This is a genomic window from Actinomadura sp. NPDC048394 (assembly GCF_040651755.1).
GTDB lineage: Bacteria > Actinomycetota > Actinomycetes > Streptosporangiales > Streptosporangiaceae > Spirillospora > Spirillospora montaniterrae.
In genome coordinates, this window is sequence record NZ_JBEZJL010000003.1 from 139,275 (window position 1) to 161,920 (window position 22,646).

Sequence of the window (22,646 nt, forward strand, 5' to 3'; positions counted from 1 at the left end):
AGACCGACAATCTGCAGGTGGTCGGATCGCAAAAGCCCGTGGGGGAGGTGACCCGCGGCACCACGAACCCCAACCGCCTGCGCCGGATCGACCGCTGGATCGCCGCCACGCAGGCCGCCGCGCTGCGCGCGGGCGACCGGCCCCTCGCCGTCGACCTCGGCTACGGCGCGTCCCCCGTCACCACCTACGAGCTCTACACCCGCCTGCGCGCCGTCGCGCCCCGGCTCGAGGTCGTCGGCATCGAGATCGAACCCGACCGCGTCGCCGCCGGTCACGCCTTCCTCGGCCGGACCGGGCCGCACGACGGGCTCTCGTTCCGGCGCGGCGGCTTCGAGGTGCCCGTGCCGCGCCGGCCCGTCCTGATCCGCGCGTTCAACGTGCTCCGCCAGTACGACGAGGCCGCCGCCCTCCGCGCCTGGGACCGGCTGCGCTCGCGGCTCGCGCCCGGCGGCGTCCTCGTCGAGGGCACCTGCGACGAGATCGGGCGCCGCGCCGTCTGGGTCGCGCTCGCCCCGGACGGCCCCCGGACGATCACCTTCGCGGCCCACCTGCCGAGCCTCGGCCGCCCGTCCGACCTGGCCGAACGCCTGCCGAAGACGCTGATCCACCGCAACGTGCCGGGCGAGCGCGTGCACGACCTGCTCGTGGCGTTCGACCGCTGCTGGGCGACGGCCGCGCCGCACTCGGCGTTCGGCCCGCGCGCCCGCTGGATCGAAGCCGTCCGCCTCCTCGCCCGCACGTACCCCGTCCTGACGACCCCGCCCTACGGCCCCCGCCAACGCTGGCGCCAGGGCGAACTGACCCTTCCCTGGGCCGCCGTCGCCCCGCGCTGAGTTGCGGCATGTCGCCTTGAGGGCGCCGCCATGAGGGCGACGCGCGAGGTCAGGGCTCGCGGTGGAGCTTGTGCGGGGCCGCCTGGACGCGGGGCTGGACGTCGATCCGGTCGATGTTGACGTGCGGCGGGCGCGTCACCGCCCACGCGACGCAGTCCGCGACGTCCTCCGCCACCAGCGGCTCCGGGACGCCCTCGTACGGCTTCGCCGCCCGCTCCTCGTCGCCGTGGAACCGGACGAGGGAGAACTCCTCCGTCTTCACCAGCCCCGGCGCGACCTCGGTCACCCGGACCGGCTTCGCCACCAGCTCCAGCCGCATGACCTCGTTCACCGCGTACGCGGCGTGCTTGGCCGCGTTGTACCCGCCGCCGCCCTCGTACGGGACGTGCGCCGCGAGCGAGGTGATGTTCACCACGTGGCCCGCACCGCTCTCGATCAGCTTCGGGAGCAGCGCCTTCGTCACCCGGACGAGCCCGAGCACGTTCGTCTCGTACATGGCCCGGTAGTCGTCGAGGTCGGCGGTCTCCACGGTGTCGAGGCCGAGCGCGCCGCCGGCGTTGTTGACGAGCACGTGGCAGGCCCCGACCGCCGCCGCGAGGGCATCCACCGACTCCTGCGAGGTCACGTCCAGCGTGAACGGCACGATCTTGGCCGCGCCGGGGACCTCCTCGGAAATTTCCTTGGCGAGCCCGTCGAGGCGCTCGCGGCGCCGCGCCGCCAGCACGACGTTGAAGCCCTCCGCCGCCAGCCGCCTGGCCGTGGCGGCCCCGATTCCGCTGCTTGCTCCGGTCACTATCGCGGTCTTACGCATGCGCACAGCCTCCCAGGTGGCGGGGGCGGCCCCGCCGGTGAGGTCGATCACTGTGGCGAGAAGTGACGATTGTCCCCCTTCCTGAGGGAACAGGTAACGCGCTCGATAGGTTGCACTACCGGAGGTGGTGTCCGGTGTCGCGTCGTATCAACCGAGTTGCGACGGTCAGTGTTCATACTTCCCCCCTCGACCAACCCGGTACCGGCGACGCGGGCGGCATGAACGTCTACATCGTCGAGGTGGCCAAACGGCTGGCCGCCCGCGGCGTCGAGGTGGACATCTTCACCCGCGCGACCTGCCGGGCCTTGCCTCCGGTCGCCGAACTCGCCCCCGGCGTCCTCGTCCGGCACGTCGTCGCCGGCCCGTTCGAGGAGCTCGACAAGGGCGAGCTGCCCCGCCAGCTGTGCGGCTTCACCTCCGGCGTGCTGCGCGCCGAGGCGTCCTACGACCCCGGCCACTACGACCTCCTGCACACCCACTACTGGCTTTCCGGGCAGGCCGGATGGGCGGCCAAGCAGCGCTGGGGCGTCCCGCTCGTGCACTCGATGCACACCATGGCCAAGGTCAAGAACGCCGCGCTCGCCGACGGCGACAAGCCCGAACCGGACGAGCGCGTCCTCGGCGAGGAGCAGGTCGTCGCGTCCTCCGACCAGCTCGTCGCCAACACCCGCGAGGAGGCCGACGAGCTGATCGGCCTGTACGGCGCCGACCCCCGCCGCGTCGCCGTCGTCAGCCCCGGCGTCGACCTGTCGCTGTTCCGCCCCGAGTCCCCGATCCTCGCCCGCAGCACCGGGCTCCTCCCGCACCGCACCGGCCCCGCCCGCCGCCGCCTCGGCCTGCCCCGCGAGGCCTACGTCCTGCTCTTCGTCGGCCGCATCCAGCCGCTCAAGGCCCCCGACGTGCTGCTGCGCGCCGCCGCCCGCATGCTCGCCGACGACCCGTCGCTGCGTTCAAAGCTCGTCGTCGCCGTCGTCGGCGGGCCCAGCGGCTCCGGCCGGTGCCGCCCCGAGGGCCTGCAGACCCTCGCCGCCGAACTCGGCATCGCCGACGTCGTCCGGTTCGAGCCGCCCGCGCCGCAGGCCGACCTCGCCGACTGGTACCGCGCCGCCGACGTCACCGTCGTCCCGTCGCACAGCGAGTCGTTCGGGCTCGTCGCCGTCGAGTCGCAGGCCTGCGGGACGCCGGTCGTCGCGTCCCGCGTCGGCGGGCTCCGCACCGCGGTCGCCGACGGCGAGTCCGGCGTGCTGGTCTCCGGGCACGACCCGGCGGACTACGCCGCCGTCCTGCGCCGCCTGCACGCCGAGCCCGGCCGGCACAACCGCCTCGCGCGCGGCGCCGTCCGCCACGCCCAGGACTTCGGCTGGGACGCCACGGTCGACCGGCTCCTGGACGTGTATACCGGTGCCATGTCGCTACCGGCCGTCCGCCTCGCACCGCCCACCCTCTCGCCGCAGCTCACCGCCGAGGTGACCGCATGAGCGGCACCGTCGAGACGATCCGGGACGCGCTGGAGGCCGCCGAGCTGGAGTTCGACGAGCCGCGCGAGAACGCGTTCTTCGTCAAGCTGCCCGGCCAGCACAAGCTCGCCACCATGACCTGGCTGATCGTCGGGGACCACAGCCTGCACGTCGAGGCGTTCTTCTGCCGCCGCCCGGACGAGAACCACGCCGAGTTCTACCGGTTCCTGCTGGAGAAGAACGGCCGCATGTACGGGGTCGCGTTCGCCCTCGACGACGTCGGCGACGTCCACCTCGTCGGCAAGGTGCCGCTGGAGTCCGTCAGCGCCGAGGAGGTCGACCGGCTGCTCGGCTGCGTCCTCACCTACTCCGACGAGAACTTCGACAAGGCGCTCGAACGCGGGTTCAAGTCGTCCATCCAGCGCGAGTGGGACTGGCGCGTCAAGCGCGGCGAGAGCCTCGCCAACCTGCAGGCCTTCGCGTCCTTCGCGGACCCGGCCAATCGCGAGTAGATCCGGGCGTCCCGATAGGCTCTGCACCATGGCGACCCTGGTATTGCTCCGGCATGGCGAAAGCGTCTGGAACGCGGAAGACCTGTTCACCGGCTGGGTGGACGTCGACCTGTCCACGAAGGGCGAGAGCGAGGCGACCCGCGGCGGCGACCTGCTGCTCGACGCCGACATCACCCCCGACGTGGTGCACACCTCGCTGCTGAAGCGGGCCATCCGCACCGCCAACATCGCGCTGGACGTCGCGGACCTGCTGTGGATCCCCGTCAAGCGGTCGTGGCGGCTCAACGAGCGCCACTACGGCGCGCTCCAGGGCAAGAACAAGGCGCAGACGCGCGAGGAGTTCGGCGAAGAGCAGTTCATGACCTGGCGCCGGTCCTACGACACCCCGCCGCCGCCGATCAAGGACGACGACCCGCTGTCCCAGGTGAACGACCTGCGCTACGCGGAGCTGCCGTCCGAGCTGATCCCGCGGTCGGAGTGCCTCGCCGACGTGGTGGACCGGCTGCTGCCGTACTGGTACGACTCGATCGTCCCTGACCTCGCCGCCGGCAAGACCGTCCTGGTCGCCGCGCACGGCAACTCGCTGCGCGCCCTGGTGAAGCACCTCGACGACATCTCCGACGAGCAGATCGTCGGCCTGAACATCCCGACCGGCATCCCGCTCGTCTACGAGCTGGACGACGACTTCGCGCCGCTGAAGCGCGGCGGCGAGTACCTCGACCCGGCCGCCGCGAAGGCCGCCATCGAGGCCGTCAAGAACCAGGGCGGCGGCAAGAAGCCCGCCGCGCCGCGGAAGCCCGAGCCGAAGAAGGACGCCCCGAAGGGCCGGCGGGGCCGCAAGAAGTAGCCGTGCGCAGGGGCCGCCGGTGACGGCGGCCCCGCCCGCGCCACAAGATCGACTAGCGGGTACTGTGGCGCGATGGCATGCCGCATCACCGAACTGGTCCTCGACTGCCGGGATCCCGAGACGCTCGCCGACTTCTGGTGCCGCGTGCTCGACTACGTGGTCCTGGAGCGGGAGGACAACGGCGACCTGGAGATCGGGCCCGCCGGGACCGAGCTGGGCGACGGCGGGCTCAGGCTGGTGCTCAGCCGCAGCGACGAACCGAGGCGCGGCAAGCTGCCGCTGCATCTCGACGTGAACGCGACCGACCGCGACCAGGACGAGGAGCTCCAGCGGCTGCTCGATCTCGGTGCCCGGACGGCCGACATCGGGCAGACGGGCGAGGAGACCTGGCACGTCCTCGCCGACCCGGAGGGCAACGAGTTCTGCCTGCTCCGCAGGAGGGTGGCGCCGTAACGGCGCCGGCCGTCACCGCGCCGGCGACGTGGTGAGGCGGCGGAGCGGCGGTGTGGCCACGGCCACCGCCGCGACGGCGGCGAGGCAGAGGAGGCCGCCGCTGACGGCCGCCGCGGTGCCGGACGTGGCGTCCGCGACGAGCCCGGCGCGCAGGTTGCCGATGTCGGGTCCGGCCTGGCCGACGATCTGCTCGGCGGCGCCGACCCGGCCGAGGAGCTCCGCGGGAGTGTGCGTCTGGACGACGGTGCCCCGCGACACCACGGAGACGGTGTCGGCGGCGCCCGCCAGGACCAGGCAGGCCAGGCCCGTCCACGCGCCGGGCGCCAGGCCGAACAGCGCGAGCGCCGCGCCCCACGCGGCGGAGCCGGCGAGCATGACCAGGCCCGGCTGCGGGAGCCGGGTGAACGTGCCGGAGAGCAGCGACGCGCCGACGCCGCCGGCGGCCATCGCGGTGAGGAAGAGCCCGAGCGTGCGCGGGTCGTCGCCGAACCGTTCCGCGTTGATCAGCGGGAACAGGCTGACCGGCATGGAGAGCACGGTGACGGCGAGGTCGGTGAGGAGGGCTCCGCGGATCACCGGCGTCCGGGCGAGGAAGGCCAGCCCGTCGAGCACGCCGCGCACGCCGGGACGTGCGGGCTCGTCGCCCGGGCGCATCGGCGGCAGGCCGAACGCGCCGTACAGCGCGGCGGCGAAGGTGACCGCGTCGGCCAGGTAGCAGCCGCCGACGCCGAAGCCGCCGACGATCAGCCCGCCGAGCGCGGGTCCGGCCAGCATGGCACCCTGGAAGGCGATCCGCCGCAGCGCCAGTCCGGCGGCCACCTGGTGCTTGGGCAGCAGGCGCGGGACGAAGGTGCGCGACGCGGGCCCGCCGCCCGCGGCGAAACAGGACTGCGCCGCCACCACCCCGAGCACGCCGGCGGGCGGGAGGTGCCCGAAGAGGCCCTGAAGTGCGAGGACGAGCGAGCACGCGGTCTGCCCGCCGGTCGTGAGCAGGTAGAACCTCCGGCGGTCGACCCGGTCGACGAGCGCTCCCGCGAAGAGCCCGAGCGCGACGAGCGGCACCGCCTGCGCCATGCCGACCGCGCCGGTCCAGGCGGTGCTGCCCGTCGCCTGCCAGATCTGGAACATCACGGCGACGAGCGTCATCTGCCCGCCGAACCCGGAGAGCGTCTGCCCGGCCCACAGCCGCCGGAAGGCACGCGACTCCCGCAGCGGAGCCACGTCGAGCAGGATGCCTCTCGGCCCCACGCGTCCCCCCGGTCAGCCGCGATGCTCTCCAGGCCCGATCGGCGGCGGACGCGCGCGCCGGCGTTGCGCGCCCGCCGCGATCAGACGGCACCGACACACACTAGGCGAGGCGTCAGCGGTGATGGTCGTTACGCGGACGTTCCAGGACGAAACTGTCGACGGGTTTCGTGGCGCCGCCCGGCCCGCTGACGGCGTAGTAGGTGACGTTCATCGTGGTCGTCCCGCCGGGCCGTCCCGGGTCGACGTCGAACGCGCAGAACCCGTACGGGTTGACCTTGTCGCGGAACGCCGACCACGGCGCCGGCTCCTCGACGTAGACCGGCTTGTAGTGGTTGAGGAGTTTCGGGTCGCGCTCGGTGCCGCGTTCCACGATCACCTTCGCCTTCGGGGTGTCGTAGAGCAGCTGGTTGGAGGTGAAGCCCATCCCGCCGCCGCCGATGACCAGGTGAACGGTGCCCTTGCCGGTGTCGGCGCGGCGCGGGTCGGTGGACACGGGGATGGGCGTCATCGTCGTGTTGCCTTGGTGCCCGCGGATCGGATGCGAGCGCTCGTAGTGGTGTTCGTGGCCGCAGACGACCAGGTCGACGCCGTACCGGTCGAACAGCGGCAGCCACTCCCTGCGGACGCCCAGGTCGGCGCCGTTGGAGTCGGCGGTGGACACGACGACCTGGTGCATGCACACCACGATCCAGTCGATGTCGCGGTCCGCGCGGGTGCGGCGCAGTTCGGACTCCAGCCAGCGCCGCTGCGCCCCGGCGGAGTAGCCGCTGATGTAGGTCGCACCGCCGTCCTGCAGCGCCACGTCGTCGTTCTGCAAGACGACCACCCGCACCGAACCGGCCGTGAACGCATACCAGAGCCCCTGGAACTCCTCGTCGCCGCCGTTGCCCGGCACGTCGAAGTAGGTCTGGAACGCGCCGAACCCGATCGGGCCGTTGCCCTTCTCGTTCTCGTGGTTGCCCGCCGCCGGCATCCACGGCCGGTTCCGCGCGGACCGGCTGGTGTTGATGAACCAGTCGCGCCACACGCGGGTCGGGTTCCCCGACAGCTGGGCGTAGCACAGGTCGCCGTTCATCAGGTGGAACAGCGGCGCGACGCGCTCGACGGCGGTCGTGGTGTCCCCGGCGAACGGCGAGCCGTAGTTGTCCTGCGTCCACAGGGTGATCTGCTCGGTGGGCATCGGCTTGTTGACCTGCGGGGTGGCCTGGTCGCCGAAGCTCGTGAAGGTGAGCGGGCGGCGGCCGCGCGGGGCCGTCCGGAACGTGCCCGCCTCGGGCGTGGCACCGTCGTGGACGGCCAGGTAGAGGTACTCGGTGTCGGGACGCAGCCCCCGGATCCGGGCGTGGTGCGACCGGACCTCCTCGCGGGTGACCGGGTCCCGGTAGGCGCGGGTGTCGGCGCCGTACGTCCGGCCGAGCCCGCCGGTGAGGGTGCCGACCATGACGCGCGGGTTGCGGACCGGCATCGGGGTCTGCCAGGAGACGGTCATCTCGGACGACGCGTCCGACCCGAACTGCAGGTGCAGCCCGGAGACGCTCGGCGCGCCGGTCCGGTCGGGGGTGCGCAGCAGCAGCGGGGACGGCGCGGCCGCGCGGGCGGGTGCGGTGTCGAGGGCCAGCAGCGTCGCGCCGGCCCCGGCGGCGGTGAGGACGCCGCGGCGCGAGAGCAGCGGCTTCTCCGGTGTGCTCAAGGGACGCTCCTCAGGCGGGGGTGCGGATCGCGGTGCCGTCCAGCCCGGGACGGACGAGGATCTTGATGTGGTCGTCGGGGCGGCGGAGCGCGTCGACCGCGGCGGGGACGCCCGCCAGGCCGACCTCGCCGGTGATGAGGGACGCGGCGTCGACCGTCCCGTCCGCGATCCGGCGCAGCGTCGCGGCGTACTCCTCGTGCGGGTAGACCATGCACATCTCGATCACGAGGTCCTTGTAGACGCCGACGACCGGGCGGATGACGTCGTCGGACATCACGGCGCCGATCTGCATGATCCGGGTGCGCGGCGGCACCGCGTGCATCAGCCGGTTGAGCAGGCCCGTCGCGGAGACGCAGTTGAACACGGTCAGCGCCTGTCCGGCGGAGGCGAGCGACCGCCACACCTCGACCGGGTCCTCCTCGGCGGGGTCGACGGCCCGGTGCGCGCCGAGCCGCAGCGCCGTCTCCCGCCGCAGCCGCGACGGGTCGGACGCGACGATCGGCGCGACGCCCCGCTCGGCCAGCCCCGCGACGACGCCGAGCCCGATCGGCCCGGCGCCGACGACGACGGCGCTGCCGTCCGGGCCGATGCCGGTGCGCGCGACGTTGCCGAAGCCGACGGCGAGCGGCTCGGTCAGCGCCGCGACGGCCGGCGGAACGTGGTCGGGGACGGGTTCCAGCGCCATGGCCTGCAGCACCATGCGCTCGCCGTAGCCGCCGGGGAAGTCGTTGCTGTAGCCGATGCCGCGGACGACGCCCGCCGCGTCGATCGCCCACGGCAGCGCGACCGCGTACTGCCCCTCGACGACGCCGGGCGTGTCCGGCCCGGCGGCGAGGACGCGGACGCTGAACTCGTGGCCGAGCACCACGTCCCGCGACGGGTCGAACAGGAACATGTCGACGCCGCTGTCCCGCGACGCCTCCAGGAAGTCGCCGGTGTGGGCGAGGGCCGACAGGTCGGACCCGCAGATCCCGCAGGCCACCGTCTCGACCAGCACCTGGCCCGGGCCCGGCGTGGGCTCGGGGACGTCGTCGGTGACGAGCCTTCCGCCGCGCATGACCGTCGCACGCATCGTCACTTCTCCTCGGAGGTCGCGTCGGCGAGGACCTGGCCGTGCTTCTCGAACGCGGCCGTCACGCTCTGCTTGAGCGCGCCGATGAACCGCTCGTTGTTGGCGTTGGCCCAGGACAGGCTGGCCGTGCGTCCCGCGTTGAGCCCGCGGAAGTGCGGGACGACGTGCTCGGCGAATAGCTCGTAGGAGCGCCGGGTGGCCGCCGGGTCGGCGCAGTTGTGGCCGAGCAGCAGGAACGTGCCGAACCCGCCCGTCTTGACGGCGAGCGCCTCGATGGCCTCGATCGCGTCGTCCGGGGTGCCGATGACGGCGCGCCCGAACGTCGGGAACCCTTCGGCCGTCCACTGCTCGACGGCGCTCTCGGCGGTCTTGCCCCACGGCATCGTCATGCCGCTGAGCTGCTCGATGTAGTGGACGAGGTCGAGCACGCCCCACGCGGCCTCGGCGCGGGCCCGCTCGCGGGTCTCGGCGATGTGCATCGGCGCGACGAGCCGCCACCGGGACCGGTCCGGGACGTGCCCGTGCTCGCCGGACGTCCTCTCGTACACCTTCCAGTTCGGCATGAGCGCCTCGTAACCGGACGGGTCGGACGCCGCGAGCGACAGCAGCGACAGCCCGTACCGCCCGCCGAGGACGGCGCCGCTCGGCGAGATCGTCGAGGCGACCGCGATCTCGACGCCGCCGGGCGTGAACGGCGCGAGCTGGACGCGGGCCTCGTCGAGCGTGAACCAGCCGGTCTTCGCGGTGACGACCTCGCCGCGCAGCAGCGGGACGAGCGCGGCGACCGACTCGGCCATCATGTCGCGCTGCCGCATCGGGTCGATGCCCATCATGAACGCGTCGGACGGGAGCTGGCCGGGGCCGGTGCCGAGCATGACGCGGCCCATCGTGAGGTGGTCGAGCAGCGCGATCCGGTCGGCCAGCATCAGCGGCTGGTGGTAGGGCAGCGAGCTGACGCCGGTGCCGAGCCGGATCCGCCGCGTCCGCTCGGCGGCGGCCGCGATGAACACCTCGGGCGAGGCGATGATCTCCATCCCGGCGGAGTGGTGCTCGCCGATCCACGCCTCCTCGTAGCCGAGGCCGTCGAGGTGCTCGACGAGGGACAGGTCGCGCCTGAGCTGGAGGGCGGGGTTGCCGCCGAGCCGGTGGTAGGGGGCGATGAACGCGCCGAAACGGGTGGGGCCGTGCGCCTGCGGCGGCGCTCCTTGCGCTGGGGACACGCGGGCTCCTCCGAGTTATAGGACACATCTCAACGAGATCGTGTATTTACGTCCTATAGGCGGCCGACGGTAGGGTCAATACGCCCGAAGCGGAGAGTCTGGAGCCCGATGGCAGTCGCCGAACCCGCCCTGCGGCGCCGTCCGGACGGCGGGCCGAGCGCCCGCGCCCTGGTGTTCACCCTGCTCGGCGAGTACGTCCGGTGGGCCGGCGCGGACACCGTGCCGCTGCGCGCGGTCGTGTCCGCCCTCGGCTCGCTCGGCGTCGCCGAGGGCGCGACGCGGCGGGCCGTCACCCGGCTCGTCCACGAGGGCTGGCTCGCCGCCGAGCCGGTCGGCCGCCGCACCCGGCTGCGCCTGACGCCCCGCATGGTCCGGCTGCTGCGCCGCTGGACCGAGCGGCTCGTCCGCGCCGTCGAGAAGACCCCGTGGGACGGGGAGTGGCAGATGCTGCTGCTGCGTCCGGTCGAGCAGGCCCCGCAGCACGGCTGGCTCGCCGAGCGCCTGGAGTTCGAGGGCTTCGGGCCGCTCGGGCGCGGGGTGTGGATCGCCGCCGACCCCGGCGGGGTCGACGCCGTCCGCGAACTGCTCGGCGACCTCGGGCTGCTCGGCCACGCGACGTTCCTGACCAGCCGGATCCGGTCCGCCGAGGAGGAGCGGAGCCTGATCGAGCAGGCGTGGGACCTCGCCGCGATCCGCCCGCTGTTCACCGGCTTCATCGACCGCTTCGCGGGCGTGGAGCCCGGCACCGACGAGGAGGCGTTCGTCGCCCGCCTCCGGATGGTGCACGCGTGGCGGCTGGTGTTCGACCGCGACCCGCGCCTCCCGGTGGTGTTCCTGCCGGACGACTGGCCCGGCGAGGAGGCGACCCGGCTGTTCATCGACAACTGGCTGAGCTGGTACGAACCGGCCGACCGCTGGTGGACCCGCCTCAACGCCGACGCGTAGGCCCGCCGCGCGCGGCGGCGGGCCCGTGAACGTCAGGGGGCGACGCGTTCCAGGCGGCGTTCCGGTTCGGCGGCCGCGCGGCGGTCCCGGCGCAGGATGTAGAGGGCGATGCCCAGGCCCGCGACGGTCAAGGCCGCGCCGACCAGGTACAGCGAGCGCGCGCCCGGGCCGTCGTCGATGACCGCGCCGCCGAGCCAGCCCGCGAACGCGGCGGCGACCTGGAAGCCCGACGCGTTGACCGCGACGGCCAGCGTGGGCGCGGCGCCCGCGGCGGCCAGCACGCGGGTCTGCATGCCCGGGATGATCGCGAAGGCGAGCAGCCCGAGGGCGAAGACCAGCGGGACGGCGAGGACCCGCACCCCGCCCGCGGCCCAGAACAGCACGAGGACGGCCGCGAGCGCGGCGAGCAGGCCGGCCAGCGACGGCATCAGCAACCGGTCGGCGAGCCGTCCGCCGAGGAGGTTGCCGGCGACCGCGCCCGCGCCGTACACCAGCAGCAGCACGGGGACGGCGCCCTCGCCGAACCCGCTGACGTCGGTGAGCAGCGGCGCGATGTAGGAGAAGACGGTCACCACGCCCACGTTGCCGACGGCGGTGAGGGCGATGGCGAGCTGGACGCCGCGGCCCGCGAAGACGCGCAGCTCGCCGCGCACCGACGCCGCGGCGGCGGGGACCGCGGGCACGAACCGCAGCACCATCAGCAGCCCCGCGGCGGTGACGGCGGCGACGGCCGCGAAAGCCGCCCGCCAGCCGAGGTGCTGGCCGACGAGGGTGCCGAGCGGGGTGCCGAGGACGATGCCGAGGTTCATGCCCAGGGCGACCTTCGCGACGGTCGAGGCCTGCCTGCCCTCGGCGGCGGTGGAGACGGCGGTGGCGATGGCGACCGCGAAGAACGTCGCGACGACGAGCCCGGCACCGAACCGGGCGGCCAGCAGCAGGCCGTAGCCGGGCGCCACCGCGGAGCCGAGGTTGGCCAGCACGGACACGGTCACGAGCCCGGCGATGAGGGGGCGGCGGGGCAGCCGCGCCGTGAGGACGGTGACGGCCGGGCCGCCGACGATCATGCCGAGCGCGTAGGCGGTGACCAGGCGGCCGGCGGCGGGCACCGGCACCGCGAGGCCGGCGGCCACGTCGGGCAGGATGCCCGCGATCACGAACTCGCCGGTGGTGAGGCCGAACACCACCAGCATCAGGGACAGCACGGGGAGGGGCACGCACACGCTCCAGATAGTTCGAACTCGGATAGTTCGAACTATCATTATCATGACTCGAATCAGCCGGGTAGACTCCGGATCATGACGACTCGGCCCGGCGCGGCGGCGGACGACATCGACCGGGACGTGTGCAAGCTCGTCCACCGGTTCGTGCAGCGGCTCGACGTCCACGTGCGGCGCGTCGCCGAGGACGTCGGCATGACCGCGTCCCAGGTCGTCGCGCTCCGCGAGCTGTCCGAGCCGATCACGGCCCGCGAGCTCGCCGTCCGGATGGCGTGCGAGGCGTCCAACGCCACGTTCGTCCTCGACCGGCTCGAAGGGCAGGACCTGATCGAGCGCCGCCCGCACCCCACCGACCGGCGCGCCAAGCAGATCATCCTCACCCCGGCGGGCGAGCGCGCCCGCGCCGATGTCCTCGACCGCCTCGGCACCCACTCCCCGCTGGCCGCGCTGGCCGGCGACCAGCAGGAATCCCTCCGCGACCTGCTGCGGGCCCTGCTGGCCGACGGCTGAGAACCCGGCGCGGGCGCGGGCCGGCGCGGGCTCGACCACGGCGGCCGTTACAGGTCTCGCCGTTGATCGTGCCGGTGCGTCCGATCAGACTCGAGGGACCCCGCATCCGCACCGGAAAGGGAGACGTCGATGACGACGACGAAGGTGACGCTCGACTCGTACCGGCCGCTCGGACGGTCCGGGCTGCGCGTCTCGCCGCTCGCGCTCGGGACGATGACGTTCGGCGCCGACTGGGGCTGGGGCGCGGACTGGGACGAGGCCAGGGCGATCTTCGACGCCTATGCCGGCCGCGGCGGCAACTTCGTCGACACGGCGAACGCCTACACCGACGGGACGTCGGAGCGGATGGTCGGCGAATTCGCGCGGGGCCGCCGCGAGGAACTGGTGATCGCGACCAAATACTCCATGCCCACCCGTCCCGGCGACCCGAACTCGGGAGGCAATTCCCGCAAGAGCATGGTCAGGTCCGTCGAGGAGAGCCTTTCGCGCCTGCGCACCGACTACATCGACCTGCTCTATCTCCACATGTGGGACGGCGGCACGCCCGTGGAGGAGATCCTGCGGGCGATGGACGACCTGGTCAGCGCCGGAAAGGTCCTCTACCTCGGCGTCTCCGATATCCCGGCCTGGCAGGTGTCGCGCATGCAGGCGATCGCCGAACTGCGCGGCCGGGCGCCGCTCGTCGCGTTGCAGATCCCGTACAGCCTGGTCGAACGGACCGTGGAGCGCGACCTCATCCCGATGGCGGAGACCATGGGATTGGGGGTCGTCCTGTGGTCCCCGCTGGGCAGCGGGGTGCTCACGGGAAAGTACACCCGCGCCGATCTGGAAACCGGGAACGGCGCCGGGAACGGCCAGTCCACTCGCAAGGACGTGGCCATTGGGAACGGTTTCCTCACCGAGCGGGCATTGGACATCGTCGACGTCGTGAAGGACGTCGCCGCGGAGATCGGCACAACGCCGTCGAAGGTCGCGCTCGCCTGGACGATGCTCGATCCGTCCGTCACGGCCCCGATCGTCGGTGCCCGCACGATGGCGCAGTTCGACGACAATCTCGGCGCGCTGGACATCGAGCTCGACGCCGGTCAGCGGGCGAGGCTGGACGAGGCGAGCACCGTCGACCTGGGGTTCCCGCACGAGACGCTCCGCCGCTTCGGGGTCGCGCGCTAGCCGGCGAGGCCCGCGAGGGTGTCCCGGAAGCGGTGGACGAGCGGGTCGGTCTCGCCGGCGCGCCAGACCAGGTAGAGCGTCGTGTTCGTGCCGGCGAGCGGCCGGGGCGTCACGCCGACGCGGCGCAGCGCGCGGTGCGAGTCGGGCATCACCGCGCCCCCGAAACCGGCCGCGACCAGCGCGAGGACCGTCTGGACGCTGCGCCCCCGCGCGCCGATCCGGGGCACGACGCCCGCCTGGTCGCACAGCGCGAGGATCTCGTCGTGGGAGTGCGGCGACACCTCGCGCGGCCACACGACGAGCGGGATCCGGCCGAGCGCGGTCAGCGGCGCCGGGCCGGGCGCGTGCGCGAGCGGGTGCGCCGACGGCAGGAACAGCGTGAGCGGCTGGTTCCACCAGGGCCGGGTGGCGAGCCGGGCGTCGCGGGACGGGAGCCGCTGGACGGCGATGTCGAACCGCCCGTCCAGCACGCCGTCCGACATCTCGGCGTCGTTGAAGCTCTCCTCCAGCCGCAGGTCGACGCGGGGGAGCTCGCGGCGGAGCCGGCCGAGTGCGTCGCCGAGGGGCCCGTTGATGCCGGACCCGGCGAACGTCACCGTCACGCGTCCGGTGAGGCCCTGCGCGGCGAGCCGGACGTCCTCCAGCGCGGCCTCCGCCTCGGCGAGCACCACCGAAGCCCGCTTCACCAGCGCCTTCCCGGCGGCGGTCGGGGTCAGGCCGCGTCCCTCGCGGGCGAACAGCTCGGTGCCGAGGCGGCGTTCCAGCTCGCGCAGCTGGCGGCTGAGGGTCGGCTGGGTCAGCCGCAGGCGGCGGGCGGCGCCGCTGACCGAGCCCTCCTCGGCGATCGCGACGACGTAGCCGAGCATCCGCAGGTCCATCCATGCCTCCAAAGCATGGGAAGTATATCTCCGCATGCCTCAGAGGCAGCGCCGGCGCGTTTCCGGGCCACGATCGAGTCATCGCAACCGCTTCCGAGGAGGACGAGATGAACCGCGAAGAGCGCCACCGGTACGGGATGAAGGTCCTGGAGCAGGTCGACGGGGAGGCCGGGAAGCGGGTCGTCGACTCGCTCGCCGACGTCTCGCCCGAGCTGGGCCACCAGGTCGTCGCGTGGGCGTTCGGCGACATGTACGCCCGGCCCGAGCTGCCCGCCCGCGACCGCCAGCTCGTCACGCTCGGCGTGCTGGCCGCGCTGGGCGGCTGCGAGCCGGAGCTGGAGGTGCACATCAACGCCGCGCTGAACGTCGGCCTGACCGCCACGGAGGTCGCCGAGGCGCTGCTGCACACGGCCGTCTACGCGGGGATGCCCCGGTCGGTCAACGCGACGCTCGTGGCGAAGAAGGTGTTCGGCGAGCGCGGCCTGCTCCCGATCAGCAACCTGTCCTGAACACGGCCGGGCCCTTCCGGGAGCGCCTCTCCCGGAAGGGCGGGGTGGGGGGTCTCAGGTGAGCGCCGGCTCCGGGGCGCGGACGTCGGCGTCAGCCCGCGCGGCCCGGGCGCGCCGGGCGCCGAGCGCGAGGAGGACGGCGCCGAGCACCGTCCATCCGGCCAGCACCGCGAGCGGGCGCGCGGCTCCGGCGCCGTCGAAGAAGGCGGCCGAGCGCAGCAGGGTCGCGCTCGCGCCGGGCGGGAGGTACTGGCCGATCTCGCCCCACGGCCGGGGCAGCAGCTCGGGGGCCGATGTCGCGCCCGACAGCGGGTTGCCGACCAGCAGGAAGGCCAGGGCGCCGAGGCCGAGCCCGGCCCGTCCGAGGGCGGCGGCGAGGCCGGCGACGGTGCCGGCGACGGCGGCGATGGTGAACGCCATGACGCCGGCGATGGCGAGGTAGGGGCCGGGCAGCAGCGACATCCAGCTCTGCGCGAGCGCCGCCGAGCCGAGGCCGCCGAGCAGCGCGAACAGCAGCACGCCGGCGGCCCGCCACGCCACCCGGCGGACCGTGAAGGTCAGCAGGGCGGCGCCGGCGATCGACGACATGATCAGGGGGAGCGCCATGCCGCCGAACCCGGTGCCGCGCGGGTCGTCGGGGTCGGCGGCGACGACGTCCCGGACGGCGGGCATCGCGTTCGCCGCCGCGTCCCGCTTCGGGGCGAACTGCTGGGCCAGGGCGTCGAGCTGCTGCGCGACGACCGGGGACGCCGCGGACGCGGTCAGCACGCGGACGCCGGACGGCGCCGTGACGATCGCGCCGTAGGCGTCGCGGTCGGTGAGCGCCTTGCGCGCGGACGCCTCGTCGGGGCGGGTCGTGATGGCGAAGGCGCCGGGGCGGGCCTGCGCCAGCCGTTCGGCGACGGAGCCGGCCGCGGGGCCCGTGACGACGATGGGCACGCGGCGCGGCGCGAGGTGGGCGGACGGCCACGCGAAGGCGGTGATCATGACGAGCTGCAGCAGGGCCGCGCCGATGGCGACGCCCAGGGCGCGCGCGGTGGGGGAGGACTTCATGGCCCGCTCCTCGAAGGAAAGCGAATGTCCGTTCTTTTTGGCTACCGGAAGCGTCGCACCGCACCGCCGCCTTGTCAAGAACGAACGTTCGTTTTAGATTGAGGGCATGCCGCGAGTCAGCGAGGAGCACCTCGAACGCCGCCGCCGCCAGATCCTGGACGCCTCGCGCCGATGCTTCGTCCGCAAGGGCGTCCACGAGACGTCCATGCAGGACATCTTCGCCGAGTCCGGGCTGTCGGCCGGGGCCGTCTACCGGTACTTCAAGAGCAAGAACGAGATCGTCGCCGCCAACCTGATGGCCGTGGTCGGCGACCTGCAGGCGTTCCTGATCGATCTCACCTCCGGCGACCGGCCGCCCCCGCTCGACGAGATCCTCGAGGCGCTCGCCGACAAGCTCACCGGGCTGTCCGGCGAGGACGGGCCCGTCCGGCTCGCCCCGCAGGCCTGGGCCCTCGCCATGTACGACCCCGACCTCGCCGACCACCTCACCGGGTCCTTCGCCGCGCTGCGCGAGATCTGGGGCGGCTACCTGCGGCGGCTCGTCGACGAGGGGCGGCTGCCCGCCGGCACCGACGTCGAGGCCACGAGCAAGACCCTCTTCGCGATCATGCCCGGCTACCTGCTGCAGCGGCTCCTCATCGACGACGTCACGCCGCGGGACCTGAAGCTCGGCATCCGGGCGCTCGCCAACGGCGCCCTCGTCGCGCAGCCGGCCTGACCCCGGCTCCCCGCCGCGGGGGCGCGGCGGGTCAGGCGAGGTCGGTGATCTCCGCGGGGCGCTGCCCGGTGACCAGGTAGACGACGTTCTCCGCGACGTGGACGGCGTGGTCCGCGAAGCGCTCGAAGTACCGCCCGGCGAGCGTGATGTCGACGGCCGGCTCGACGCCGTGCTTCCACTTCGGGGACAGCAGGATGTCGAACAGGCGGCGGTGCAGGCGGTCCATCTGGTCGTCGTCGGCGTCGAGCTCGAGGCCCATCTCGACGTCCTGGGACGCGATCACGCTGCCCGTCTTGGCGATCATCCGCTCGGCGATCTGCCCCATCTCCAGCACGGTGGCCTGCAGCTCGGGCGGGACGGCCGTCTCGGGGTGCCGGCGGCGGGCCGTCTTGGCGATGTGCACCGCGAGGTCGCCCATCCGCTCCAGGTCGCCGCTCATCCGCAGCGCGGTGATCAGGGTGCGCAGGTCGCCGGCGACCGGCTGCTGCCGGGCCATCAGGTCGAAGACCGTCTCCTCGATCTCCGCGTCGATCTTGTTGACGTGCTCGTCCCCGCTGATGACCTCCTCCGACAGCCGCAGGTCCGCGTCCAGCAGCGCGGTGACCGCGCGCGCCATCGCCGAGCGGACGAGCCGGGTCATCTCCACCAGCTTGTCGGAGAGGGAGTCGAGCTCCTCGTGATACGCGTCACGCAATTGGGATTCCTTGGGGCAAAGGGGGCGAAAGACGGTCATTCTGGGCGGACTCGCCCACGCAACAGCCTGCCCCATGGGTGTGAACCCCTGCGTATAAGAAGGTGAACTTTCGGGGAACGAGACCCCGTTCGGGCAGGCCGCCGGGCGGCCGCCCTCGAAACGCCGCTTACGATCCGTGGTGTGGAGGTCGAAATCGTCGCGAGCCTGACCGGGCTTGCCGGGCTCGCGATCGGGCTCGCGACTGGATTGGCGGTGCGCGTGAGCGAGCGAGCCCAGCGGACGGCGTCCCCGGCGGCGCCTGCCGGAGGCGTGCCACCGGGGGTCGCCTCGGTGCTCAGCGTCCTGCGGTCCTCGGCCGTCGTCGTGGACGCCGAGGACCGGGTGCTGCGGGCCAGCTCCGCCGCCCGCGCGTTCGGCATGGTCAGCGGCGAGCGCCTCGTCGTCGACGAGCTGCTCGCGATGGCCCGGCTCGTCCGCCGCGACGGCGAGATCCGCGAGACCGAGATCCAGGTCGGCGAGACCCGCCGCCGCGGCCGCGCCGAAGGGCGCTGGTTCGCGGTCCGCGTCGCGCCGCTCGGCTCCCACGGCCTCGTCCTCGTCCTCGCCGAGGACCTCACCGAGATGCGCCGCACCGAGGCCATCCGCCGCGACTTCGTCGCCAACGTCAGCCACGAGCTGAAGACCCCCGTCGGCGCCCTGTCGCTGCTCGCCGAGACCGTCGAGGGCGCCGCCGACGACCCCGAGGCCGTCCGCCGCTTCGCCGGGCGCATGCAGTACGAGTCCGTCCGGCTGACCAACCTCGTCCAGGACCTGATGACCCTGTCGCGCATCCAGGGCGACGAGCCGCTGCCCGAGCTGCGCCCCGTCCGGCTCGACGAGATCACCGCCGAGGCCATCGACCGCTGCCAGATCAAGGCGTCCAGCAAGGACATCGAGCTGGCCGGCGGCGGGCAGGAGGGCCTGCGGGTGCGCGGCGACGAGGAGCTGCTGATCACCGCGCTGCGCAACCTGATCGACAACGCCGTCGCCTACAGCCCCGAGCACACCCGCGTCGTCGTGTCCGCCCGCCGGTGCGAGGACCGCTACGTCGAGATCAACGTCACCGACCAGGGCATCGGCATCCCGGAGACGGAGATCGAGCGGATCTTCGAGCGGTTCTACCGGGTCGACCCCGCCCGCTCGCGCCAGACCGGCGGCACCGGCCTCGGCCTGGCCATCGTCAAGCACGTCACCACCAAGCACGGCGGCGAGGTGACGGTGTGGAGCAAGGAGGGGTCCGGATCGACGTTCACGCTCCGGCTCCCGCTCATCGACCCGCCCTTGCCCGCAGTAAAGCCCGTCGAGAGGGCCGCAATGGAAACCGCCCGGGAGGCAACACCGTGACCCGCGTGCTCGTCGTTGAAGACGAGGAGTCGTTCAGCGACGCACTGTCGTACAACCTGCGCAAGGAGGGGTTCGAGGTCGCCGTCGCGGCCACCGGCCCCGACGCGCTGGACATCTTCGAGCGCAACGGTGCCGACCTGGTGCTGCTCGACCTGATGCTGCCCGGCCTGCCGGGCACCGAGGTCTGCCGGGAGCTGCGCACGAAGTCCAGCGTGCCGGTCATCATGCTCACCGCCAAGGACAGCGAGGTCGACAAGGTCGTCGGCCTGGAGCTCGGCGCCGACGACTACGTCACCAAGCCGTTCTCCACCCGCGAGCTGATCGCCCGCATGCGCGCCGTGCTGCGCCGCCAGGGCGAGGTCGAGGAGCTGGCCCCCGCCACGCTGGAGGCCGGCCCGGTCCGGATGGACGTGGAACGGCACGTCGTCAGCGTCGGCGGCGCCCCCGTCCAGCTCCCGCTGAAGGAGTTCGAGCTGCTGGAGGTGCTGCTGCGCAACGCGGGCCGCGTCCTGACCCGCATGCAGCTGATCGACCGCGTCTGGGGCGCCGACTACGTCGGCGACACCAAGACCCTGGACGTCCACATCAAGCGGCTCCGCGCCAAGATCGAGGCGACCCCGTCCTCGCCGCGCTTCATCGTCACCGTCCGCGGGCTCGGCTACAAGTTCGAGCCCTGATCGGCGTGCAGCCCTGATCGGCGTGCAGGTTTGATCGGTGTGAAGGCCTGATGAAGAACGGCCCGTACGGCGTGTGCCGTACGGGCCGTTCTTACGTGCCGGGGTCTTACGGGGTGGCGGAGCCGGCGGGCGTCGGGGTCGCGGCGCCCGTGCCGGAGCCGCCGGACACGTTCGGGGACGGCGACGCGGAGGCGGACGGCGTCGTCTCCGTCCCGGGCGCGGCAGGGTAGGTCTCGTACTCGCCCTGCTGCGGGATCACCGGCACCTGCACCTGCACGGAGCCGGCCTGCTCGAACTGCAGCGTCACCATGATCTGCTCGCCGCCGACGAACTGCTGCGTCGCGCCGGCCAGCACCACCAGCGGGCCCGTGCCGGTCGCCGGCGACGGCACGCCGGCGCCCTCCGGCGGAGCCGTGTTGCTCGACTGGGCCGAGGGGTTGCCGTTCGCCGCGCCCGCGCCCGTCGGGCTCGGCGTGACGGGCGTGCCGGTCGCGTTCGGGGTCGCGCTCGGGGACCCGGTGGCGCCCGGGGACTTCTTCGCCTTCTTCCCCGTCGGCGACGCGCTCGGGGAGGCGGCGGGGGCGATCGTCTGGCCGATCAGCTTGACCGCGCTGCCCTCGCCGGTCGGCGCGGCGGCGGGGATCACCACGCCGCCGCCCTGCAGCTTCACCTGGGAGAAGGCCGGCGAGCTCACCGAGACGAGCTTGTCCGGCCGGCCCTTCACCTGGTTGATGATGGTCGCGTACAGCGGCGCGGCGCCGCCCTGCGCCAGCGTCTGGCCCGGCTTCGGCCCGAGGACGAACAGGTTGCGGATGTCGATCTGCGCCGCCGCCGGCCTGTTCTTCGGCACGGACGCGTTGACGCCCTCGGTCAGCTGGGTCGGAGCGGAGGTCTGAGGTTCCTCGCCGGCGCCGCAGCCGGAGATCACCGGTGCGATCGCGACGGCGCCCGCGACGGCGAGCGCGACCACTCGACGGCTGTTTCGGATCACGGCGTCGGTCTCCTCGCGAAAAAGGCATTGGAAGGTACGAGAGCGGCGTGAGATACGCCAGGGGAAGCGTAGCGAGGTACCGGCGCGGGCCCCGATCCGGGGTGGCGACACGGCCGGAAAATGTCAGCCGTATCTCAGCGATTTGACCTTCTGGGAGAGGTCCGGGCCGGGCGTCGCGCCCGGCACGACGTTCGCGACGACGCCGTCCGGCTGGACGAACACGGCGGTGAGCCCGGCCCCGTCCGGCCCCGGCACCGGCGCGTAGGCGCCCGCGAGCAGGGCCTTCGCGTCCTCGAGGATCTCCGGCGTCCCGTCGTGGGCGGTGCCCGCGCACGCCTTGACGTCCTTGAGCGGCACCGGCTGCCGCCCGCCCGCCGGCCGCGGGTCGGCGACCAGCAGGAACCGGACGCCGTACTCGTGCGCGCTGCCCGCGAGCGCGGCGACGACGCCCGGGCACTGCGCGCCCGGGGGCACGATGCCGAACACCGCGGGCCGCAGGTCGCGCAGGTCCCGGGCGTTCTTGCTGCGGTTGACCACGTCCACCGAGCCGGCCGGCAGCAGCCCGCCGATCTCGCCCGGCGCCGCCGTGGGGCTCGGGGCCAGCGCGACGCCCTTCGGACGCGGCGCCGGGCGCGGCCCGAACGCCGTCATCAGCGCCCCGCTGATCAGCGCGACCAGCAGCGCCCCGGCGATGATCGGGATCGCGACGCCGAACCGGGTGACCGGCCGGACGACCCGGCGCAGCCGCCTGCGGCGCCGGCGGCGGCGCTCCTCGCGGCGGTAGGCGAGCACGTCGCGGTCCAGCTCGCGGGCGTCATCGGGGACGACGACGTCCACGTGCGGGAGCCCGTAGTCATCGGGGTCCGGGTCGCCGTCGGGCCTCACGCCGCACCTCCTCGCCGTCGCTCGCCGTCGCTCGCCGGCACCGCCTCCGCGCGCCGCCTCGCCGCCCGCCACTGCCCGGTTCGGTCCCTTCCGGCCGCTTCGTACCCGCCCGGGGCGGCATGTTCACCTCCAGTATGGGGCGCGTCCGGCGGATCGGCAGCGGGGACGCTTGTATCCGGAGGGTGGTTGGCGGTAGAGGCGTTCCGGGGGGACACTGGTGGTGCTCCGGTCACGCTGAGTGCGGGGAACAGGTGCCCGATGCACCATTAAAGAGCTTTGTCAATACCCCAATATGCGGCTTGACCTGCGGATATGTCGGCAAGGCCGGTTCAGGCACGCTCGTTTCCGTGCTACCCTGGTTCTAGCGGAAGGGGTACTTGTCACATGACTTTCCAGGTCGGCGACACCGTCGTCTACCCCCACCATGGGGCTGCTCGGATCGAGGCCATCGAGACTCGCACCATCAAAGGTGAGGAAAAGACCTATCTGGTCTTGAAGGTCGACAAGGGCGACCTGACAGTGCAGGTTCCGGTCGAGAACGTCGAGGACGTGGGCGTCCGGGACGTCGTCGGCCAGGAGGGTCTGGAGAAGGTGTTCGAGGTGCTCCGCGCACCCTACACCGAAGAGCCCACCAACTGGTCGCGCCGGTACAAGGCGAATCTCGAGAAGCTCGCCTCCGGCGATGTGAACAAGGTCGCCGAGGTCGTCCGCGACCTCTGGCGGCGCGACAAGGAGCGCGGCCTGTCGGCGGGCGAGAAGCGCATGCTCGCCAAGGCGCGCCAGATCCTGGTCAGCGAGCTCGCGCTCGCCGAGAAGACCAACGAGGACAAGGCCGAGGCCCTGCTCGACGAGGTCCTGGCCAGCTGAGTTGAG

The 22,646-nt window shown here is 73.1% G+C and carries 24 protein-coding genes; 13 read left to right on the plus strand and 11 right to left on the minus strand.

All coding sequences use genetic code 11. From position 1 onward, the window contains the following. Positions 1–17: 17 nt before the first annotated feature. On the plus strand, positions 18–833 hold the full coding sequence (locus AB0C78_RS02900) for a class I SAM-dependent methyltransferase (RefSeq protein ID WP_360740974.1): 816 nt from the start codon (positions 18–20) through the stop codon (positions 831–833). A gap of 49 nt (positions 834–882) precedes the next feature. Here AB0C78_RS02900 and AB0C78_RS02905 read toward each other — a convergent pair whose 3' ends face one another. Further along, the gene (locus tag AB0C78_RS02905; protein WP_360740976.1) at positions 883–1,644 is read right to left on the minus strand and encodes an SDR family NAD(P)-dependent oxidoreductase; all 762 of its coding nucleotides are present in this window, start codon (positions 1,642–1,644) and stop codon (positions 883–885) included. A 134-nt stretch (positions 1,645–1,778) separates the two neighbouring features. Here AB0C78_RS02905 and mshA point away from each other — a divergent pair, with 134 nt between their 5' ends. The 4 genes from mshA to AB0C78_RS02925 all read left to right on the plus strand — a co-directional run bounded on the left by mshA (position 1,779) and on the right by AB0C78_RS02925 (position 4,913). Continuing rightward, the gene (mshA, locus tag AB0C78_RS02910; RefSeq protein ID WP_360740978.1) at positions 1,779–3,122 is read left to right on the plus strand and encodes a D-inositol-3-phosphate glycosyltransferase; all 1,344 of its coding nucleotides are present in this window, start codon (positions 1,779–1,781) and stop codon (positions 3,120–3,122) included. Next, the gene (locus tag AB0C78_RS02915; protein ID WP_360740980.1) at positions 3,119–3,613 is read left to right on the plus strand and encodes a YbjN domain-containing protein; all 495 of its coding nucleotides are present in this window, start codon (positions 3,119–3,121) and stop codon (positions 3,611–3,613) included. The genes mshA and AB0C78_RS02915 overlap by 4 nt, the downstream gene beginning before the upstream one ends. Positions 3,614–3,641: 28 nt before the next feature. Then, positions 3,642–4,460, plus strand: a complete 819-nt coding sequence (locus AB0C78_RS02920; protein ID WP_151539038.1) for a phosphoglyceromutase — start codon at positions 3,642–3,644, stop codon at positions 4,458–4,460. Between the two features lie 72 nt (positions 4,461–4,532). Then, a complete protein-coding gene (locus AB0C78_RS02925) occupies positions 4,533–4,913 on the plus strand; it encodes a VOC family protein (protein ID WP_360740982.1) in 381 nt (126 codons plus the stop codon). 12 nt (positions 4,914–4,925) lie between these two features. Here AB0C78_RS02925 and AB0C78_RS02930 read toward each other — a convergent pair whose 3' ends face one another. From AB0C78_RS02930 to AB0C78_RS02945, 4 genes are all read right to left on the minus strand, one after another. Next, complete coding sequence (locus AB0C78_RS02930) at positions 4,926–6,134, minus strand: MFS transporter (RefSeq protein WP_360740984.1); 1,209 nt, start codon at positions 6,132–6,134, stop codon at positions 4,926–4,928. A 139-nt stretch (positions 6,135–6,273) separates the two neighbouring features. Further along, the gene (locus AB0C78_RS02935; protein WP_360740985.1) at positions 6,274–7,851 is read right to left on the minus strand and encodes a metallophosphoesterase family protein; all 1,578 of its coding nucleotides are present in this window, start codon (positions 7,849–7,851) and stop codon (positions 6,274–6,276) included. A gap of 10 nt (positions 7,852–7,861) precedes the next feature. Next, a complete protein-coding gene (locus AB0C78_RS02940) occupies positions 7,862–8,923 on the minus strand; it encodes a zinc-binding dehydrogenase (RefSeq protein WP_360740987.1) in 1,062 nt (353 codons plus the stop codon). A gap of 2 nt (positions 8,924–8,925) precedes the next feature. Further along, complete coding sequence (locus AB0C78_RS02945; protein ID WP_360740989.1) at positions 8,926–10,143, minus strand: LLM class flavin-dependent oxidoreductase; 1,218 nt, start codon at positions 10,141–10,143, stop codon at positions 8,926–8,928. Between the two features lie 108 nt (positions 10,144–10,251). Here AB0C78_RS02945 and AB0C78_RS02950 point away from each other — a divergent pair, with 108 nt between their 5' ends. Continuing rightward, positions 10,252–11,088, plus strand: a complete 837-nt coding sequence (locus AB0C78_RS02950; protein ID WP_360740991.1) for a PaaX family transcriptional regulator C-terminal domain-containing protein — start codon at positions 10,252–10,254, stop codon at positions 11,086–11,088. Between the two features lie 32 nt (positions 11,089–11,120). Here the strand turns inward: AB0C78_RS02950 and AB0C78_RS02955 are convergent, their stop codons facing one another. Next, positions 11,121–12,308 (minus strand): MFS transporter, encoded by a 1,188-nt coding sequence (locus AB0C78_RS02955; protein WP_360740993.1) that lies wholly within the window; start codon positions 12,306–12,308, stop codon positions 11,121–11,123. A 75-nt stretch (positions 12,309–12,383) separates the two neighbouring features. On the opposite strand from AB0C78_RS02955, the gene AB0C78_RS02960 reads away from it, so the two are divergent. Both AB0C78_RS02960 and AB0C78_RS02965 read left to right on the plus strand, forming a co-directional pair. After that, entirely contained in the window at positions 12,384–12,815 is a 432-nt protein-coding gene (locus tag AB0C78_RS02960) for a MarR family transcriptional regulator (RefSeq protein WP_360740995.1), read from the plus strand. A gap of 129 nt (positions 12,816–12,944) precedes the next feature. Then, complete coding sequence (locus tag AB0C78_RS02965; RefSeq protein ID WP_360740997.1) at positions 12,945–13,985, plus strand: aldo/keto reductase; 1,041 nt, start codon at positions 12,945–12,947, stop codon at positions 13,983–13,985. Here AB0C78_RS02965 and AB0C78_RS02970 read toward each other — a convergent pair. Next, positions 13,982–14,863 carry a LysR family transcriptional regulator gene (locus AB0C78_RS02970; protein WP_360740999.1) on the minus strand — a complete coding sequence of 294 codons (882 nt, stop codon included), beginning with the start codon at positions 14,861–14,863 and terminating at the stop codon, positions 13,982–13,984. The two genes, AB0C78_RS02965 and AB0C78_RS02970, sit on opposite strands and share 4 nt — an antisense overlap. Positions 14,864–14,970: 107 nt before the next feature. Between AB0C78_RS02970 and AB0C78_RS02975 the strand changes: the two genes are divergently transcribed. After that, positions 14,971–15,372 (plus strand): carboxymuconolactone decarboxylase family protein, encoded by a 402-nt coding sequence (locus tag AB0C78_RS02975; protein WP_360741001.1) that lies wholly within the window; start codon positions 14,971–14,973, stop codon positions 15,370–15,372. Positions 15,373–15,426: 54 nt separating this feature from the next. Here AB0C78_RS02975 and AB0C78_RS02980 read toward each other — a convergent pair whose 3' ends face one another. After that, the gene (locus AB0C78_RS02980) at positions 15,427–16,425 is read right to left on the minus strand and encodes a hypothetical protein (protein ID WP_360741003.1); all 999 of its coding nucleotides are present in this window, start codon (positions 16,423–16,425) and stop codon (positions 15,427–15,429) included. A gap of 106 nt (positions 16,426–16,531) precedes the next feature. Here AB0C78_RS02980 and AB0C78_RS02985 point away from each other — a divergent pair, with 106 nt between their 5' ends. After that, positions 16,532–17,143, plus strand: a complete 612-nt coding sequence (locus AB0C78_RS02985) for a TetR/AcrR family transcriptional regulator (protein ID WP_360741005.1) — start codon at positions 16,532–16,534, stop codon at positions 17,141–17,143. Between the two features lie 31 nt (positions 17,144–17,174). Here AB0C78_RS02985 and phoU read toward each other — a convergent pair whose 3' ends face one another. Next, positions 17,175–17,837 carry a phosphate signaling complex protein PhoU gene (gene phoU, locus AB0C78_RS02990; RefSeq protein ID WP_151539061.1) on the minus strand — a complete coding sequence of 221 codons (663 nt, stop codon included), beginning with the start codon at positions 17,835–17,837 and terminating at the stop codon, positions 17,175–17,177. A gap of 180 nt (positions 17,838–18,017) precedes the next feature. Between phoU and AB0C78_RS02995 the strand changes: the two genes are divergently transcribed. Both AB0C78_RS02995 and AB0C78_RS03000 read left to right on the plus strand, forming a co-directional pair. Beyond that, positions 18,018–19,220, plus strand: coding sequence for an ATP-binding protein (locus tag AB0C78_RS02995; protein WP_151539062.1), 1,203 nt, complete (start codon positions 18,018–18,020; stop codon positions 19,218–19,220). Then, positions 19,217–19,897, plus strand: coding sequence for a response regulator transcription factor (locus AB0C78_RS03000; protein WP_360741008.1), 681 nt, complete (start codon positions 19,217–19,219; stop codon positions 19,895–19,897). The genes AB0C78_RS02995 and AB0C78_RS03000 overlap by 4 nt, the downstream gene beginning before the upstream one ends. A 106-nt stretch (positions 19,898–20,003) precedes the next feature. Here the strand turns inward: AB0C78_RS03000 and AB0C78_RS03005 are convergent, their stop codons facing one another. Both AB0C78_RS03005 and AB0C78_RS03010 read right to left on the minus strand, forming a co-directional pair. Further along, positions 20,004–20,888 (minus strand): hypothetical protein, encoded by an 885-nt coding sequence (locus AB0C78_RS03005; protein WP_360741009.1) that lies wholly within the window; start codon positions 20,886–20,888, stop codon positions 20,004–20,006. 123 nt (positions 20,889–21,011) lie between these two features. Beyond that, positions 21,012–21,773, minus strand: a complete 762-nt coding sequence (locus AB0C78_RS03010) for a hypothetical protein (RefSeq protein ID WP_360741011.1) — start codon at positions 21,771–21,773, stop codon at positions 21,012–21,014. Positions 21,774–22,157: 384 nt separating this feature from the next. Between AB0C78_RS03010 and AB0C78_RS03015 the strand changes: the two genes are divergently transcribed. Further along, positions 22,158–22,640 carry a CarD family transcriptional regulator gene (locus AB0C78_RS03015; protein WP_067459337.1) on the plus strand — a complete coding sequence of 161 codons (483 nt, stop codon included), beginning with the start codon at positions 22,158–22,160 and terminating at the stop codon, positions 22,638–22,640. Positions 22,641–22,646: the final 6 nt, after the last annotated feature.